Annotated in this window: 15 protein-coding genes and 2 riboswitches; of the genes, 1 reads left to right on the top strand and 14 read right to left on the bottom strand. The window is 41.7% G+C overall.

Annotation, left to right across the window (positions count from 1 at the left end; all coding sequences use genetic code 11):
- Positions 1-90: 90 nt before the first annotated feature.
- From JOD03_RS12400 to JOD03_RS12385, 4 genes are all read right to left on the bottom strand, one after another.
- Positions 91-1,656 (bottom strand): Na+/H+ antiporter NhaC family protein, encoded by a 1,566-nt coding sequence (locus JOD03_RS12400; RefSeq protein WP_204591581.1) that lies wholly within the window; start codon positions 1,654-1,656, stop codon positions 91-93.
- Positions 1,657-1,767: 111 nt separating this feature from the next.
- Positions 1,768-1,944: riboswitch (Lysine riboswitch) on the bottom strand.
- A 162-nt stretch (positions 1,945-2,106) separates the two neighbouring features.
- A complete protein-coding gene (locus JOD03_RS12395; protein WP_204591580.1) occupies positions 2,107-3,456 on the bottom strand; it encodes a bifunctional metallophosphatase/5'-nucleotidase in 1,350 nt (449 codons plus the stop codon).
- 11 nt (positions 3,457-3,467) lie between these two features.
- Positions 3,468-4,283, bottom strand: a complete 816-nt coding sequence (locus tag JOD03_RS12390; protein WP_204591578.1) for a sulfite exporter TauE/SafE family protein — start codon at positions 4,281-4,283, stop codon at positions 3,468-3,470.
- Positions 4,283-5,134: a DUF72 domain-containing protein gene (locus JOD03_RS12385; protein ID WP_204591576.1), complete on the bottom strand. Its 852-nt coding sequence runs from the start codon at positions 5,132-5,134 to the stop codon at positions 4,283-4,285. Before JOD03_RS12385 ends, JOD03_RS12390 begins: the two co-directional genes overlap by 1 nt.
- Positions 5,135-5,303: 169 nt before the next feature.
- Between JOD03_RS12385 and JOD03_RS12380 the strand changes: the two genes are divergently transcribed.
- The gene (locus JOD03_RS12380; RefSeq protein WP_204591573.1) at positions 5,304-5,516 is read left to right on the top strand and encodes a hypothetical protein; all 213 of its coding nucleotides are present in this window, start codon (positions 5,304-5,306) and stop codon (positions 5,514-5,516) included.
- Positions 5,517-5,544: 28 nt separating this feature from the next.
- On the opposite strand, the gene sufB is transcribed toward JOD03_RS12380, so the two are convergent.
- The 10 genes from sufB to JOD03_RS12330 all read right to left on the bottom strand — a co-directional run bounded on the left by sufB (position 5,545) and on the right by JOD03_RS12330 (position 14,359).
- Complete coding sequence (gene sufB / locus JOD03_RS12375) at positions 5,545-6,942, bottom strand: Fe-S cluster assembly protein SufB (RefSeq protein WP_204591571.1); 1,398 nt, start codon at positions 6,940-6,942, stop codon at positions 5,545-5,547.
- A 3-nt stretch (positions 6,943-6,945) separates the two neighbouring features.
- Positions 6,946-7,398 carry a Fe-S cluster assembly sulfur transfer protein SufU gene (gene sufU, locus JOD03_RS12370; RefSeq protein WP_094944351.1) on the bottom strand — a complete coding sequence of 151 codons (453 nt, stop codon included), beginning with the start codon at positions 7,396-7,398 and terminating at the stop codon, positions 6,946-6,948.
- Positions 7,388-8,614, bottom strand: coding sequence for a cysteine desulfurase (locus tag JOD03_RS12365; RefSeq protein WP_204591569.1), 1,227 nt, complete (start codon positions 8,612-8,614; stop codon positions 7,388-7,390). The genes sufU and JOD03_RS12365 overlap by 11 nt, the downstream gene beginning before the upstream one ends.
- Positions 8,614-9,921 (bottom strand): Fe-S cluster assembly protein SufD, encoded by a 1,308-nt coding sequence (gene sufD / locus JOD03_RS12360; protein WP_204591567.1) that lies wholly within the window; start codon positions 9,919-9,921, stop codon positions 8,614-8,616. The genes JOD03_RS12365 and sufD overlap by 1 nt, the downstream gene beginning before the upstream one ends.
- Positions 9,922-9,938: 17 nt before the next feature.
- Complete coding sequence (gene sufC, locus JOD03_RS12355) at positions 9,939-10,718, bottom strand: Fe-S cluster assembly ATPase SufC (protein ID WP_204591565.1); 780 nt, start codon at positions 10,716-10,718, stop codon at positions 9,939-9,941.
- Positions 10,719-10,938: 220 nt separating this feature from the next.
- Positions 10,939-11,136, bottom strand: a complete 198-nt coding sequence (locus JOD03_RS12350; RefSeq protein WP_204591661.1) for a YuzK family famiily protein — start codon at positions 11,134-11,136, stop codon at positions 10,939-10,941.
- Positions 11,137-11,233: 97 nt separating this feature from the next.
- Positions 11,234-12,061, bottom strand: a complete 828-nt coding sequence (locus tag JOD03_RS12345; protein WP_204591564.1) for a MetQ/NlpA family ABC transporter substrate-binding protein — start codon at positions 12,059-12,061, stop codon at positions 11,234-11,236.
- A 17-nt stretch (positions 12,062-12,078) separates the two neighbouring features.
- Positions 12,079-12,747, bottom strand: coding sequence for a methionine ABC transporter permease (locus JOD03_RS12340; RefSeq protein ID WP_204591562.1), 669 nt, complete (start codon positions 12,745-12,747; stop codon positions 12,079-12,081).
- A complete protein-coding gene (locus JOD03_RS12335) occupies positions 12,740-13,765 on the bottom strand; it encodes a methionine ABC transporter ATP-binding protein (RefSeq protein WP_204591560.1) in 1,026 nt (341 codons plus the stop codon). Before JOD03_RS12335 ends, JOD03_RS12340 begins: the two co-directional genes overlap by 8 nt.
- A 99-nt stretch (positions 13,766-13,864) precedes the next feature.
- Positions 13,865-13,969: riboswitch (SAM riboswitch) on the bottom strand.
- Positions 13,970-14,065: 96 nt separating this feature from the next.
- Positions 14,066-14,359, bottom strand: coding sequence for a thioredoxin family protein (locus JOD03_RS12330; protein WP_204591558.1), 294 nt, complete (start codon positions 14,357-14,359; stop codon positions 14,066-14,068).
- Positions 14,360-14,845 lie beyond the last annotated feature (486 nt).

Genomic DNA, 14,845 nt, shown 5'->3' with positions numbered 1-14,845 from the left:
CTATCCTGTTGTCAATATATCATACTTTATACGTCCCTACAATTCACTGTCATGACAAAACCACCAGCCGAATTGACTGGTGGTATCGTATCAAGATGCAGTTTGTTGTACTCTTTCTTTAGCCGACCAAAAGATAAATAAGAGTATCAAGACAATTAAGACAAAACCTAAGCCAATCCAAGCAGATCCTGTAAAACCAAGGACAAGATAGCCTAGAGCTGCAATTACAGCACTGATAATTGCGTATGGAAGCTGAGTGATAACGTGGTCATACAAATTCGAACCTGCACCAGTTGCGGACATGATAGTTGTATCCGAGATTGGTGAACAGTGATCACCAAATACGGCACCAGCCAACACGGCCGATAGAACAGGCAATAATAGTTCTGGATTTACAGCCATTGCAATATCAGCACCTATAGGAATCAATATTCCGAAAGACCCCCACGAAGTTCCTGTTGAAAAGGCCATGATCGCTGTAATCACAAACAGCAAAGCAGGCAGGATCCATTCCGGAATATTGTTGTTTGTAACAATCCCCGCTAGGTATTCTCCTGTTTGTAGTTCAGAGATTAGATACGTAAGTGCCCAAGCAAAAACTAATATAAGGACGGCGGGCATCATCGATCGGATCCCAGATAAAAACGCAGCACCGATGTGGACGCTGTCTGCTTCTGGGTTTCGATCAAATTGGCGTAAGTACGAAAATAAAGCGACGGCTACTCCTGCCAATCCACCTATTAGAAGTGATTTTGGAACGTCCGTATTTTCGAAGATGGTGAACAGATTCCATGAACCACCTGCTTGATTACCTGTGATGAGCATTGCACCCACTGTTGCTACTAAAAGCGTAACAATTGGCAATACGAGGTCAGACACTTTTCCGTGATTGTGTACTGGAAACTCTTCTTTAATTTCACCAGCAACGTCTTTTTCCGGATCAAATAACTGGCCAGTCTCTAACGCACGCTTCTCGTGTGATTTCATCGCAAATAGATCGAAATCTGTTGCGGCTACAAAAAATACAATTGCTAATGCAGCTACCACATAATAGTTCATAGGTGCCATTAGGACAAATGCCTCTAATGGCGTATAGGCTACGATTGCATAGGTAGAAAATATACCACCCAAAATACTAATCAGGTAGGCACCCCAACTAGAGATTGGTGAGACGACACATACTGGTGCTGAAGTAGAATCAATAAAGTAAGCAAGCTTTGCTCGCGAAATCTTATGCGAATCAGTTATCGGACGTGAAATTTGTCCGACAGCTAATGCATTAAAATAATCATCAATAAAAATTAAAATTCCAATAAATGCAGTAAGTAATTTTGCGCCTCGACGTGTCTTCACACGCTTCATTGCCCAAGCCGCAAATGCGCGACTCCCACCTGATAGTGTGACCAGAGCTGTAATAACTCCCAGACTCAATATAAACAAGATAATAAAGACATTGTAAGCGTTGAATCCTTCATCCCAAAACGATAACTGGAACGCGGTCCATAAAGACTGTATTGACTCCATTGGTGAAAATTCATGCAATAAAAATGCGGCCGACACAATACCTACTCCAAGGGAGAGTAATACGCGGCGTGTGACTAGTACCATAATAATGGCTAAAAGTGGCGGTACTAGTGAAAAAATTGTAGCTTCCATTGACGTTTCTCCTCCTTTTAGGCGGAGTTACAGATCATAAAAGTGAAACAAAAAACCAGCCTAAATAAATCATTAGGCTGGCATACACGGGAATTTCCCTTAATTGTCTCAACTGACTGTAGCTCTCCATTTGCCGAATGCAAATGACAGTGTTATTTTTATTCAAAATAACCCCAATGATTTATGTGTGACGACACAAATCACTTCGGCAAAGCTTCCTTTTTAACACGATCTTAGTTGTCAAACTCCCGTATTATACTCTTAAGCTCTGCGGCCTCTACCTAGATAATATTCAATTCCCTTTAAGCTTAACAAGAATAAAGACGTCTGACAACCCCTTATTTTCAGGCGAGAGGAACAAAAATACAACGCCTCCCTCTTCCTGGATCGTTTCCATGTCATACTCAATATCATTTAAGTACGGAAGACTACTTAAATCTCCTCCTTTGTTTACTTTATGCGTTTAGAATCATTTGATGAAGCGGAATAGTGAATAAATACATCTCGAATCGTTTCAGGCATAAAATATACTTTTGGTAATTCTTTAAATCGCGGGAAGAAGTACCCGAACGTGAACATATCCACTGTAGCCAGCTTATATTTTTTCTTTGTCTCTACTGGCTCCCCATTCACCTGGTACCCTACGCCAGTTTTCACAAAGTTCGCGAAAATCAACTTCCCAAGTTGCTTTCCTCGAAATCCTAAACCGCGTACTTCAAGCGTTGGCCACTTTTCATTTTGAGCGATCCCATAGGCTTCAATCAAATCAGCACCTGTACAAGTGACAATACATGGATTGATGGGATGCGGTAACAAATCATGCATCATTTTCGCAGATATTTCTCCTGGATAGAGGTCTGTAAGTAACAACCCCGCAGGAAAAAGCGCGCAATCCGCTTCTGTATAGGTGATGAGCGCTTCGCCTAATCGTTCACTTAATTTTGATTCCACTTCCCATGCGGTTGGAAGATGTTCATCGTTTGAAAAAACCGAGACCTCTAATAGTTTTTCTCCACGTTCTATTAGTTTGCTGTTTGTCGTATCCGATGAGCTCGGCTGCACTGGATGCAGTGTCGTGGTGATTGCAGGTGCAGTTTCAGTAAACTGGATGACAGCTACACCTATGTGCATTCCCCATTTTCCTCCTGCCGATAAATGCGTACGTCCCCAAACGTAATTATCTGAATACGTGTGATGGGTGTGTGCTCCAAATAGTAAATCGACTTCGGGAAATTGATCTGCAATTTCTTCTTCCATTGTTCGTCCCACATGCGCAAGACATAGTACCAAATCTACTTGAGGTGCCAGCACTTGAATACTCTCTTTTACGGAATCAAGTGGAGATGTAACGTGCCATCCAAGTTGCTTGTAGTATTCGTCGTAAGCAGCAGTGATACCAAATAGACCGATTCTCTTTCCGAACGATGTAGTGTGAATCACATAAGGATGTAACCACTCTGGTCTCGTGCCGTCTGGTTCAAAAAAATTACTGAGTACGACCTTAAACTGAGCTTCTGAATACAGGGTCTCTAACTGTTCATGAGAAAGTGTGATCCCTTCATTGTTTCCGATTGTTACAAAATGATAGCCTGCTTCATTTAAAAGTTCCACATTCCCTTTTCCAGCTGTCGCTTCAGTAAAGACATGGGAACGGTCTAAATGATCACCGAGGTCCATGACTAGTAGCTCGTCTCCAGCAGGCAAACTTTTCTTATAAGCCGTAATCTTCGCTACTATCGCTTCCCAATTTTCAAAATGACTATGTAAATCGTTTGTATGAATAATATGAAGTGTCCCCATCTCTTCACCTCCTACATGAGTCCGTCGTATATAGAACGTATGCCTAATAGCAATAACACAATTTGAAGTAAGATGACTAAACTATCTGAGTTTAGACGATGATTTAAGTATGCCCCTACTTTTGCTCCGATGTAGGCTGCAGGAATAACCGGAATCGTGTATAGCCAGGGTACATTGCCGAGTGATATATGTGTGATGGAATTGACGAGTGCTGATAAAAATACCATGAACATAGACGTTCCGACTGCTACATGTGGTGGGAACAAGAAGAGCAATAACATAGCCGGTACGAGCATAGAGCCTCCACCTATTCCGAATAATCCCGAACTAAATCCTATTCCGAAGGTTAAGAGAACAGCGAACCAAATCGGATATCCGTACACATAGGTACCTCTTGCATCTTCAAATGTTGTCTTCCGACCATTTTTCACAAACCATTCCACTGGTTTCAAGTACTTACGTACAAGAAGTAATAGTGCGAGAAAAACCATCATGATACCAAAATACAATTGAAACGATGGAAGATCCAGCCCTCTGTTTACAAATGCACCGACAACAGTTCCAGGTGCGCTCCCTGCAAAAAAGATGAAGCCACTTTTAAAATCTACCGTCTTCTTTTTCATGTAGGCAATTGTTGAAGATAGCCCGACGAAAATCATCATGATGACGGATAAACCCACTACGGTTTGTGGCGTAATACCGTCGATCCAGCCGATAGAGCCTAAGTAGACAATAGCCGGGACTAAGATGACGCCGCCGCCAAGTCCAACGACAGACCCTACAATTCCACTAAAAAGACCAACCACTACTAATAACAGCCATTCCATTACAATTCTCCTCCGAATAAATCAAGCTGCTTAGGTGCAAGGCCCTCATAGGTGATGTCGAGCATCTGTTGCAGTTGTTTTGCATTCTGTGCAGCATGTCCCCCTGAATTGTTGTTGAATAAAACAAAGGTGGTCTCTGCTTTTTGATTTACATTATTAATGGCTGTTGCCAGCTCTTCTAATTCTTTTTTTGAATAGTCATAGAGATAGCGAATTTCTCGCCAGTTTTGACGTGTAACAGGTGCCTGCCAAGCCGCAACATTTCGACCGTGAAAGCGAAGTAAGGCTTTGCTCGCGGTGACTTCTGGAACAAATGGGATACTTCCCTCTCCAGACTGCGGTTCATCACAAATACTATGGATAAACTTGTTTTCTTTTAAAAATTCGAACGTCCTCTCTCGGAACCGTTCCTCGTACCAGGATTGATGGCGGAATTCAATCGCCACATCAAACTCTTCTAGTTCTGATCGTAATCTTCGAAGCTCATCCACATTCTCTTTTGTACAATCAAACCAAGGTGGATATTGAGCTAAAATGGCGCCTAGCTTCCCAGCTTCTTTATAAGGGCGGACAGCGAGTCGATAGGCTTCAAATGCTTCGTCAAGAGAGGCGAAAGGACTTTCTTCTCGCAAGTGTCCCGTAAGTTGTTGGTAAGTTTTAACAATGAATTGAAAGGTATCTGGCGTTTCGGCAATCCATTTTTCATTGTTTTTTTGGGGTTGTACTGCATAAAACATGGCATCAAGTTCCACAATCGGAAAATGGGCGCTGTAGTCTTGTAATCTTTGCTTTACAGTCCCTTGATACAAGTCAGGATGATCTCCCCATCCTGTAAGTCCAAGCTGTATCATATCCTCACCTCTTCTATAGTAGTGTACCATTTTCATTCTCGAAATTTCTTTGATTCTCTCTTGGTTTATAGTTTTTAAGAGGGGGTATTCTAGTAGTATAAGGAGTGCGCATCTCGTAACTCATGCTAAGTGTTCTTTCTTGAAGGAGCGTTTGGCGGGAGGTGACATGATGAATAGATTCTATGGAATCGATGCACTGCTTGAGTACTTGAATCAGCAAAGTGAAGAACGCTTTTCTGAAGCTGAAATTTTATTTCTAATCGAAAAACGTTTGATACCACATTATGTGTCTTTTGGTAAACGCTATTCTTTCCAAAAGGAATACATAGATAGCTGGCTCAATTCGTACAATAAACAAAAAACTCTGTTTCCCGGGTTGTAATCCGGGAACAGAGTTTTTTTATTAATTATTATCCAATAGAGCCTTCCATCTCGAACTTGATAAGACGGTTCATCTCTACTGCGTATTCCATTGGAAGTTCTTTTGTGAATGGTTCGATGAAGCCCATAACGATCATTTCTGTCGCTTCTTCTTCACTCAAACCCCGACTCATCAAGTAGAACAGTTGCTCTTCAGACACTTTCGAAACTTTCGCTTCGTGCTCAAGAGAAATATTGTCATTCATGATTTCGTTGTAAGGAATTGTATCCGATGTCGATTGGTTATCCATAATCAACGTATCACACTCGATGTTGGCACGAGCTCCGTGTGCGTTACGTCCGAAACGAACGATTCCGCGGTACGTTACTTTACCACCTTGTTTCGAAATCGATTTCGAAACGATTGTCGAAGACGTATTTGGTGCCAAATGAAGCATTTTTGCTCCAGCATCTTGGTGTTGGCCTTTACCAGCAAGTGCGATAGAAAGTGTCATACCACGCGCGCCTTCACCTTTTAAGATACAGGCTGGGTACTTCATTGTTAGCTTAGAACCAATGTTTCCATCAATCCATTCCATCGTTCCGTTCGCTTCAACTACTGTACGCTTCGTTACTAAATTGTATACGTTGTTCGCCCAGTTTTGAATCGTTGTGTAACGGCAGTACGCATCTTTTTTCACGATAATTTCAACTACAGCTGAGTGAAGTGAGTTTGTCGTGTAAACAGGTGCTGTACATCCTTCTACATAGTGAACAGATGCGCCTTCATCTACGATGATCAACGTACGCTCAAATTGCCCCATGTTTTCAGAGTTGATACGGAAGTAGGCTTGAAGTGGAGTATCTACTTTGATTCCTTTTGGAACGTAGATGAATGATCCACCAGACCATACAGCCGAGTTTAATGCAGAGAACTTGTTATCAGATGCCGGGATTACTGTACCCCAGTACTCTTTAAAGATCTCTTCATTTTCACGAAGTGCAGAGTCTGTATCTTTAAAGACGATTCCTAGATCTTCAAGTTCTTCTTTCATGTTGTGGTAAACAACCTCAGATTCATACTGAGCAGAAACACCTGCTAAGTACTTTTGTTCTGCTTCAGGAATACCAAGTTTATCAAACGTACGCTTGATTTCTTCTGGTACTTCATCCCAAGAACGTTCCGTTTGTTCTGAAGGTTTTACGTAATATGTGATCTCGTCGAAGTTTAATTCGCCAAGCTCTCCACCCCATTGTGGCATTGGTTTTGCGTAAAAAATCTCCAATGCTTTTAGACGGTAGTCAAGCATCCATTGTGGCTCATTTTTCATACGAGAAATCTCTTCAACGATTTCACGTGTCAACCCGCGTTTAGAACGGAAAATCGAGACATCTTTGTCATGGAAGCCATATTTATAATCGCCAATATCCGGCATTTTTTTAGCCATAGTTTATTCCTCCGTTCCTTGATTTTGGTGCTGTACTCCCTTTTCCATTGCTTTCCATGAAAGCGTTGCACATTTGATACGTGCTGGAAACTTGGATACACCACTTAAAGCTTCAATATCTTCTAAATCAATTGAGTCGTCGTAGTCTTTGCCTGTCATCATATCTGAAAAGATTTCCGAGAGCTTCATCGCTTCTTCAACCGTTTTCCCTTTGACAGCTTGTGTCATCATGGAAGCCGATGACATCGAAATCGAACAGCCTTCCCCATCGAATTTTGCATCACGAATGATGCCATCTTCTACTTGAAGCGTTAAATGAATGCGATCTCCACAAGTTGGGTTGTTCATATCGACTGTCAAGGCTTCTTCTCCAAGAGATCCTTTGTTACGAGGATTCTTGTAATGATCCATAATCACTTGACGATAAAGTTGATCTAAATTTGAATTAATAGACATCGTTGAAATACTCCTTTGCTTTCTGCAAGCCTTCCACAAGACGGTCAACGTCTTCTTTCGTATTGTACAAGTAAAAACTTGCACGCGCTGTTGCAGAAACGTTGAGCCACTTCATCAATGGCTGTGCACAATGGTGACCTGCGCGAACCGCAATCCCTTGCATATCGAGGACAGTTGCCACATCGTGAGGATGGACGTCATCTAAATTAAATGTGATAATCCCCGCGCGCTTTGATGGATCTTTTGGCCCGTAAATGGTCATACCTTCAATTTCTGACATCTTCTCCATTGCATAAGCGGCTAGTTCATGTTCATGTTGCTCGATTTTATCAAGTCCAATTGACTCGAGATAGTCGATTGCAGCCGCTAAACCGATAGCTCCTGCGATGATTGGCGTACCGCCTTCAAACTTCCAAGGCAGCTCTTTCCACGTAGACTCTTGAAGACCAACGAAATCAATCATTTCGCCGCCAAACTCTACAGGCTCCATTGTTTCTAAGTGGCGTTGCTTCCCGTAAAGAACACCGATACCAGTTGGACCACACATTTTGTGACCAGAGAACGCATAAAAGTCAGCATCTAGGTCTTGCACGTCGACCTTCAAGTGAGGAGCTGCTTGTGCCCCGTCGACCATCATGACAGCACCGTGCTCATGTGCAATCTTCGTGATTTCTTTAATTGGATTCAAAACACCTAAAACATTGGAAACATGCATAACAGAGACAATTTTCGTTTTCTCTGTTATCGCTTTGCGTACGTTTTCTAATGAAATCGTACCGTCTTCTTCAAGTTCAATATACTTGAGGACTGCTTTTTTGCGTTTTGCTAACTGTTGCCAGGGGATAATATTCGAGTGGTGCTCCATATACGTGATGACGATTTCGTCACCTTCTGAAATATTTGCATCCCCATAGCTTGCTGCCACTGTATTAATAGCAGTCGTCGTTCCACGAACAAAGACAATTTCTTTTGTCGAAGAAGCATTGATGAAGCCGCGAACCTTCTCGCGTGCGCCTTCATACCCTTCAGTTGCTCGGTTGCCGAGTGTATGCACTCCACGGTGAACGTTTGAGTTGTCTTGTTCGTAATACGCCTTCACTGCTTCAATAACAGCAGTCGGCTTTTGAGAAGTAGCCCCACTGTCTAAATACACAAGCGGATGACCGTTTACTTCTTGATTTAAAATGGGAAAATTGCTGAGGATCGACTGATTCATTAGCGCACTTTCCTTTCAATGACCTCCGTAAGCTGCTTCTTCACACCTTCAACTGGAAGTGCTCGTACTACAGGCGCTAAGAAACCATGAATGATCAAGCGCTCTGCTTCTTGCTTAGAGATTCCGCGGCTCATTAAATAATACATTTGCATTGGATCAACACGGCCAACAGAAGCTGCGTGTCCAGCCGTTACATCATCTTCGTCAATCAATAGGATTGGGTTAGCATCTCCACGCGCCTTCTCAGAAAGCATCAATACGCGTGATTCTTGCTCAGCGTTCGATTTCGAAGCACCGTGCTCGATTTTTCCAATACCGTTAAAGATAGAAGAAGCTGAATCTTTCATAACACCGTGTTTCAGAATTTGACCTTCTGAATTTTTACCCCAGTGGATGACTTTTGTTGTAAAGTTTTGTTTTTGATCTCCGCGACCGACAACTACAATTTTCACATGACCTTCTGAGTTGTCACCAACTAAGTGTGTCACATTTTCGACGATTGAATTGCTGTCGTTCATTAAGCCTAAAGCCCATTCAATCACTGCATCACGGTGTGTTACCCCACGGCGATTGACATAAGCTGTGTATCCTTTTGCAAGAACATCAACTGCACCGTACGTAATCTTTGCGTTGTCTTTTGCAAGTACTTCCGATACGATGTTTGCTTGGCCTTGAGCTGTTTCAAATGTAGAAAGGTAGTTTTCTACATAGGTTAATTTTGTATTCTCTTCAGCAACAACTAGTGTGTGGTTAAACAAAGACGCAGTCTCATCGTCTTGTACATAAATCACTTGGACAACTTCATCCATCTCCACATTTTTCGGAATGTAGATGAATGCGCCACCGTTCACTAACGCTGCATGGTAAGCTGTTAATTTGTGCTCATCAACTTTTACTACATCGTTCATGAAGTATTGCTTTACTAAGTCTGCATGTTCACGAATCGCTGTGTGAAGATCTGTTACGATAACACCCTTTTGCTTTAACTCTTCTGAAACAGAAAGGTAGGCAGGTGTGTTATTGCGCTGTATATAAAGTGTTTTTTGATTGTCTAAATCAATCAACGACTTCACTTCTTCTGGTAGTTCTGATAAAGAGCCATAAGTTGCACTCTCAACAGTGTGTGTTGGGAACGTCAAGAAATCCCAGCTCGTAATATTTGTTTTATCCGGTTCTGGCATTGGCAGTTCCGCTGCATGTGCAAGAGCAGCTAAGCGGAAATCTGTCATCCATCCCGGTTCTTGCATTTTTTCAGAGTAAGCGCGAACATCTTGTTCCGTTACTGCTAAAGTTGTTTCAACCGTCATGTTGACTGTCTCCCTTCTTATGCTTCTTGCCCAACAGTTTCGTCTTCAATTCCTAATTCTTCTTTGATCCAGTCATATCCTTGAGCCTCTAACTTGTGAGCTAATTCTGGACCGCCTGATTTTACGACGCGACCTTGCATCATAACATGTACGTGGTCTGGAGTAATATAGTTTAGTAAGCGTTGGTAGTGAGTAATGATCAAGCTTCCGAAACCTTCTCCACGCATCTCGTTGATTCCTTTAGAAACAACTTTCAATGCATCGATATCAAGACCAGAGTCAATCTCATCTAAAATTGCGAATGACGGTTTAATCATCATTAATTGAAGGATTTCATTACGCTTTTTCTCTCCACCTGAGAAACCTTCGTTTAAGTAACGCTGTGCCATATCTTGATCCATCTCTAAGAAATCCATTTTGCTATCCATTTCACGGATGAATTTCATTAGTGAGATTTCATCGCCCTCTTCACGACGTGCGTTGATAGATGAACGTAAGAAATCAGCATTAGTAACGCCTGTGATTTCACTTGGGTATTGCATTGCAAGGAATAGACCAGCTTTTGCGCGCTCATCTACTTCCATCTCTAATACATCTTCCCCATCTAAAGTGATTGTACCTGAAGTAACTTCATATTTAGGGTGACCCATGACAGCAGAAGCAAGAGTTGATTTTCCTGTTCCGTTTGGTCCCATGACCGCATGAATTTCACCTGTATTTAGTGTTAGGTTCACACCTTTTAAAATTTCCTTGCCGTCGATTTCAACGTACAAGTCTTTGATTACTAGTGTCGACATTGTATACCCTCCATATCTTTAACTTCGAATGGAATCATCCATCCTTAATTATTATCATTCTAATCTTACAGTAATTAGAGGTCGACTGCAAATCATTTCAATCCTTGAAAATCCTACATTTGTGCATTTTCATTACAAATGCGCTAAATGAGAATAGGTATCATCCCGAACTACAAAAAAGCCTGTAGAATCAAGGTTCTACAGGCTTTTTATACATATATTATCCTCTGTGGGCTTGTGCACCAATTTGAGCAGCGATGCGCATACTTTTCTCGTGGTCAAGTTGACGACGTTGTTCCACTCTCATGCGTAAATCCTCGCTTTGTCTCATTTCATCATATCCAAAACCGTGTGCATCACGAAAAGCTAAGTTCATTTTTTCCGTGTAAGGCTGTCCTTCTGGTTTGATAAGTATCATTCCCTTCAGTTAGTATCTTACGTTACTTAGTGTATACCCACCAAGTAAAGAATGAAACCGTAAAAAGGGAATTTAGCCCAATAGTCATAGCGTGTGGTTATTCTGTCACAGGAACTACAGAACCGCCCCACTCATCTAAAATAAACTCTTGAATTTCATTAGATTTCAACGCTTCAACAAGCGCTACGATGTTTTCGTTCTCTTCATCACCAGCATTTACTGCGATTACATTTACATATGGAGAGTTTGAATCTTCAATAGCGATTGAATCTTCTAAAGGATTGATTCCAGCATCAAGTGCATAGTTTGAGTTGATTAGAACTGCGTCGCCTTCTTCTTGCTCATACATTTGAACTAGAAGTGCTGCTTCGTAGTTTGGATCAAACTCGATGTTTTTTGGATTTTCGATTACGTCTTCAATTGTAGCAGTCGTTTTTTCAACTTCTGGGTCAAGAGTGATCAGCCCAGCAGCCTCTAACATAGAAAGTACACGACCGTGGTCAGCTACCGAGTTACTCATTAGAATAACTGCACCATCTGGAAGCTCGTCAATTGAACCAAATTTCTTAGAGTAAAGACCGATTGGCTCGATATGAATGCCACCAGCATTTACAAAATCATACCCATTGTCAGCAATTTGAGACTCTAAGTACGGAATGTGTTGGAAGTAGTTTGCGTCTAAGTCACCGTTATCTAAATCTTGGTTAGGAAGAACGTAATCTTGATACGTTTCAACTACAAGTTCGATTCCTTGCTCTTCAAGTAGTGGTTTAACTTGCTCTAAAATTACTGCATGAGGTACGTTTGAAGCACCTACTGTAAGTGTTGAGTTTTCTCCTTCTGAAGAAGAACCTCCTTCAGATCCACATGCTGCTAAAGTTAAAATGCTTGCTCCTAGTGCAAAACCTGTAAGTAATTTTTTCATGTACGTTCTCTCCTCTATTATCGTTTGTCTAATCGGTTTGTTAACCAGTCTCCGATCCACTGGATGATAAATACTATGATTAAGATGATGATTGTAGCAACGATCATGACATCGTTTTGCGTTCGTTGGAACCCGTCTAAGAAGGCAAGTGTTCCAAGTCCGCCAGCGCCAATGACACCTGCCATCGCCGTGTACCCTACTAATGCAATCGATGTTACTGTAATTCCGGAAACAATCGCTGGCATGGATTCTGGAAGCAACACTTTTCGAATGATTGTCCAAGTCGTAGCTCCCATCGATTTTGCAGCTTCTAAAACACCTTTATCAATTTCTTTTAAAGCAATCAATACCATTCGCGCATAGAACGGTGCAGCTCCAATGATTAGTGCTGGGAATGCCGCGTTCGGTCCACGAATACTTCCAAGAAGGAACTTCGTGAATGGAATCAATAAGATAATCAATATGATAAATGGAATAGAACGGAAGATATTCACGAGTGCTCCAGTTAACCAGTTTGCAAATTTATTTGCCCATGCTTGGTGAGGGCTTGTCAGAAATAAAACTAAGCCGATCGCCAAACCGAAGACAAATGTTAAAGCGGTTGAAATTGCTGTCATATAAAGCGTTTCATACGTAGCTTCCCACATCTTCGGCCAGTCGACATTCGGTAAAAGATTTTCAATCATGTTGAATGACCTCCGATTGTACTTTTTGTGCATGTAAGTAACCTAACGCTTCATCGATAGCGAGTGCATCCCCATCAATGTGAAGCAACAAAGTACCTAACGCACCGTTTTGCGTTTGTGTAATGTTACCTTGAACAATTGTTACCTCAAGTCCGTACTGCTTAATCAATCGAGCAATCAACGGTTGGTCCGTTTGATCACCGACAAATGTAAGTTTGACGAGTTTTCCATTTGGATACATTTCTAAGAAGTGATCGACAGTATCTGAGAAATGTGCACCATCTGAAATCTGTGAAACAAAGCGTTTTGTGATAGGTTGTTGTGGATTCTTAAAGACATCAATGACTTGCCCCTCTTCAACCACAAGACCATTCTCCATCACAGCTACGCGGTGACAAATCTTTTGAATGACGTGCATCTCGTGTGTGATCAACACGATAGTTAAACCTAATTGCTTATTGATGGTAACGAGAAGATCTAAAATCTGATCGGTTGTTTCAGGATCAAGTGCAGATGTTGCTTCGTCACATAGCAGAACTTCAGGTCGATTGGCTAAAGCACGTGCAATCCCAACACGTTGTTTTTGACCTCCAGAGAGTTGTGAAGGATAGGCTTTTTCTCGCCCTTCTAACCCTACTAAAGCGACAAGCTCTTTTACGCGCTCACTGCGTTGATCTTTTGAAACACCTGCGATTTCGAGTGGGAACGCGATGTTTTCCTCTACTGTACGAGACCATAATAGATTGAAGTGTTGAAAAATCATGCTGACTTTTTGGCGGAACCCACGCATCTCTTTTGAAGAGAGCTTGGAGACTTCACGTCCGTTTACTTGAATTTGTCCATCGGTAGGACGTTCAAGTCCGTTCAGTAAACGAATGAGTGAACTTTTCCCTGCCCCACTGTAGCCGATAATCCCGTAAATCTCGCCCTGTTGGATAGATAATGAGACATTGTCGACGGCAACCACCTTGCCATTTTTTGTCGTGTATTCTTTTAAAACTTTAGATAATTGAATCATTTGCGTGCCGCCTCCTTTCTAAAATTTTTGGATGGATACAAAAAGACCCTTTCTGCGCAAAGACAGAAAGGGTCATCGTTTTATCAACAGATATCCATTCTCTCATCCTCCAAAGCGCTAGCTTTGCGTGACTTGGCACCATTTCACTTTCGTGACGGTTGCCGGGCTTCATAGGGCACTTCCCTCCACCTCTCTTTATAAGAGCGACGCATATTCAATTAGTATTGTTGTCAGTAATCGAATAGTATCATAGCCATTTTTGACAGTCAACTATTTTTCATCACAAATTTTCATTATTTTTTATTGGGCAGTTTTGATTTTCTCTAGTAGATAAGGCACAGATTGAAATGCATAGACTTTTTCGAAAGCATTTGGTGCTTTTTTAATCAACAAACATGGAACACTTTCCACTTGAAATTCTTCCATGAGTTCTGGTGAGTAGTTCGCATTAAGTTGCGGAACGGGTTCGTCAATCAGTTGTTCACAGACTGTGAGCATTTTGGATGCTACTTGGCAGGTGCCGCACATGGGTGTGTAGATATAGAGTATGGACTGGTCGGTTTGTTTCCAGTCGCTGTATGTGATTTCGTTCATTTGGGTCTCCACCTTTACTTTGCTTAAAGTATCAAACCCGCCGTTTGTTTTCAAGGAATAAGTTTAATGCCACTTACGAAGCTTGCTTTCAAGATCAAAATAAAAAGACAAGGATTTGGCCCGTGCTAACGCAGGGCCCGATTTATCATACAAACAGTCACAGTATAGGACAGCGAGTTGGTCTAAAAAGATTTTAGGGCGAACTCTTACAAGGTGACAGGTACCTATTATTGGACATTGAATTAAGTTTCGCGGACATCCATTGTTTACGTGGACTTTGATTCTGTAGTGTTGACAGAAGAGCTCGGAAGCCAGGATGTCATTTCCCGGGCTATCGGAGTTTTGCCGAGACCCCACAACGAGACGAAGTCGATGTGAGGAGGCTCGGTGACAATGTCATCAAGCTAACAATACATTTTCTGTAAGTTATATTTCTGACTTTCCAAACAAATTACTTGACTTTTCAAAAAAAGCACCAAAATCAAC

The sequence above is a fragment of the Chryseomicrobium aureum genome, from assembly GCF_016909155.1.
Classification (GTDB): domain Bacteria; phylum Bacillota; class Bacilli; order Bacillales_A; family Planococcaceae; genus Chryseomicrobium; species Chryseomicrobium aureum.
Note: the sequence above shows the minus strand (reverse complement) of the source record. Positions and strands in the feature narration are given on the sequence as shown.

Coding starts and splice junctions, on each gene's coding strand:
- JOD03_RS12390 (WP_204591578.1), bottom strand. CDS start 4,283: ATGGAATGGCTGTTATTAGTAGTGGTTGGTCTTTTTAGTGGAATTGTA.
- JOD03_RS12395 (WP_204591580.1), bottom strand. CDS start 3,456: ATGGGGACACTTCATATTATTCATACAAACGATTTACATAGTCATTTT.
- JOD03_RS12380 (WP_204591573.1), top strand. CDS start 5,304: ATGAATAGATTCTATGGAATCGATGCACTGCTTGAGTACTTGAATCAG.
- JOD03_RS12335 (WP_204591560.1), bottom strand. CDS start 13,765: ATGATTCAATTATCTAAAGTTTTAAAAGAATACACGACAAAAAATGGC.
- sufC (WP_204591565.1), bottom strand. CDS start 10,718: ATGTCGACACTAGTAATCAAAGACTTGTACGTTGAAATCGACGGCAAG.
- JOD03_RS12365 (WP_204591569.1), bottom strand. CDS start 8,614: ATGAATCAGTCGATCCTCAGCAATTTTCCCATTTTAAATCAAGAAGTA.
- JOD03_RS12385 (WP_204591576.1), bottom strand. CDS start 5,134: ATGATACAGCTTGGACTTACAGGATGGGGAGATCATCCTGACTTGTAT.
- JOD03_RS12400 (WP_204591581.1), bottom strand. CDS start 1,656: ATGGAAGCTACAATTTTTTCACTAGTACCGCCACTTTTAGCCATTATT.
- JOD03_RS12345 (WP_204591564.1), bottom strand. CDS start 12,061: ATGAAAAAATTACTTACAGGTTTTGCACTAGGAGCAAGCATTTTAACT.
- JOD03_RS12350 (WP_204591661.1), bottom strand. CDS start 11,136: ATGATACTTATCAAACCAGAAGGACAGCCTTACACGGAAAAAATGAAC.
- JOD03_RS12340 (WP_204591562.1), bottom strand. CDS start 12,747: ATGATTGAAAATCTTTTACCGAATGTCGACTGGCCGAAGATGTGGGAA.
- sufB (WP_204591571.1), bottom strand. CDS start 6,942: ATGGCTAAAAAAATGCCGGATATTGGCGATTATAAATATGGCTTCCAT.
- sufD (WP_204591567.1), bottom strand. CDS start 9,921: ATGACGGTTGAAACAACTTTAGCAGTAACGGAACAAGATGTTCGCGCT.
- JOD03_RS12330 (WP_204591558.1), bottom strand. CDS start 14,359: ATGAACGAAATCACATACAGCGACTGGAAACAAACCGACCAGTCCATA.
- sufU (WP_094944351.1), bottom strand. CDS start 7,398: ATGTCTATTAATTCAAATTTAGATCAACTTTATCGTCAAGTGATTATG.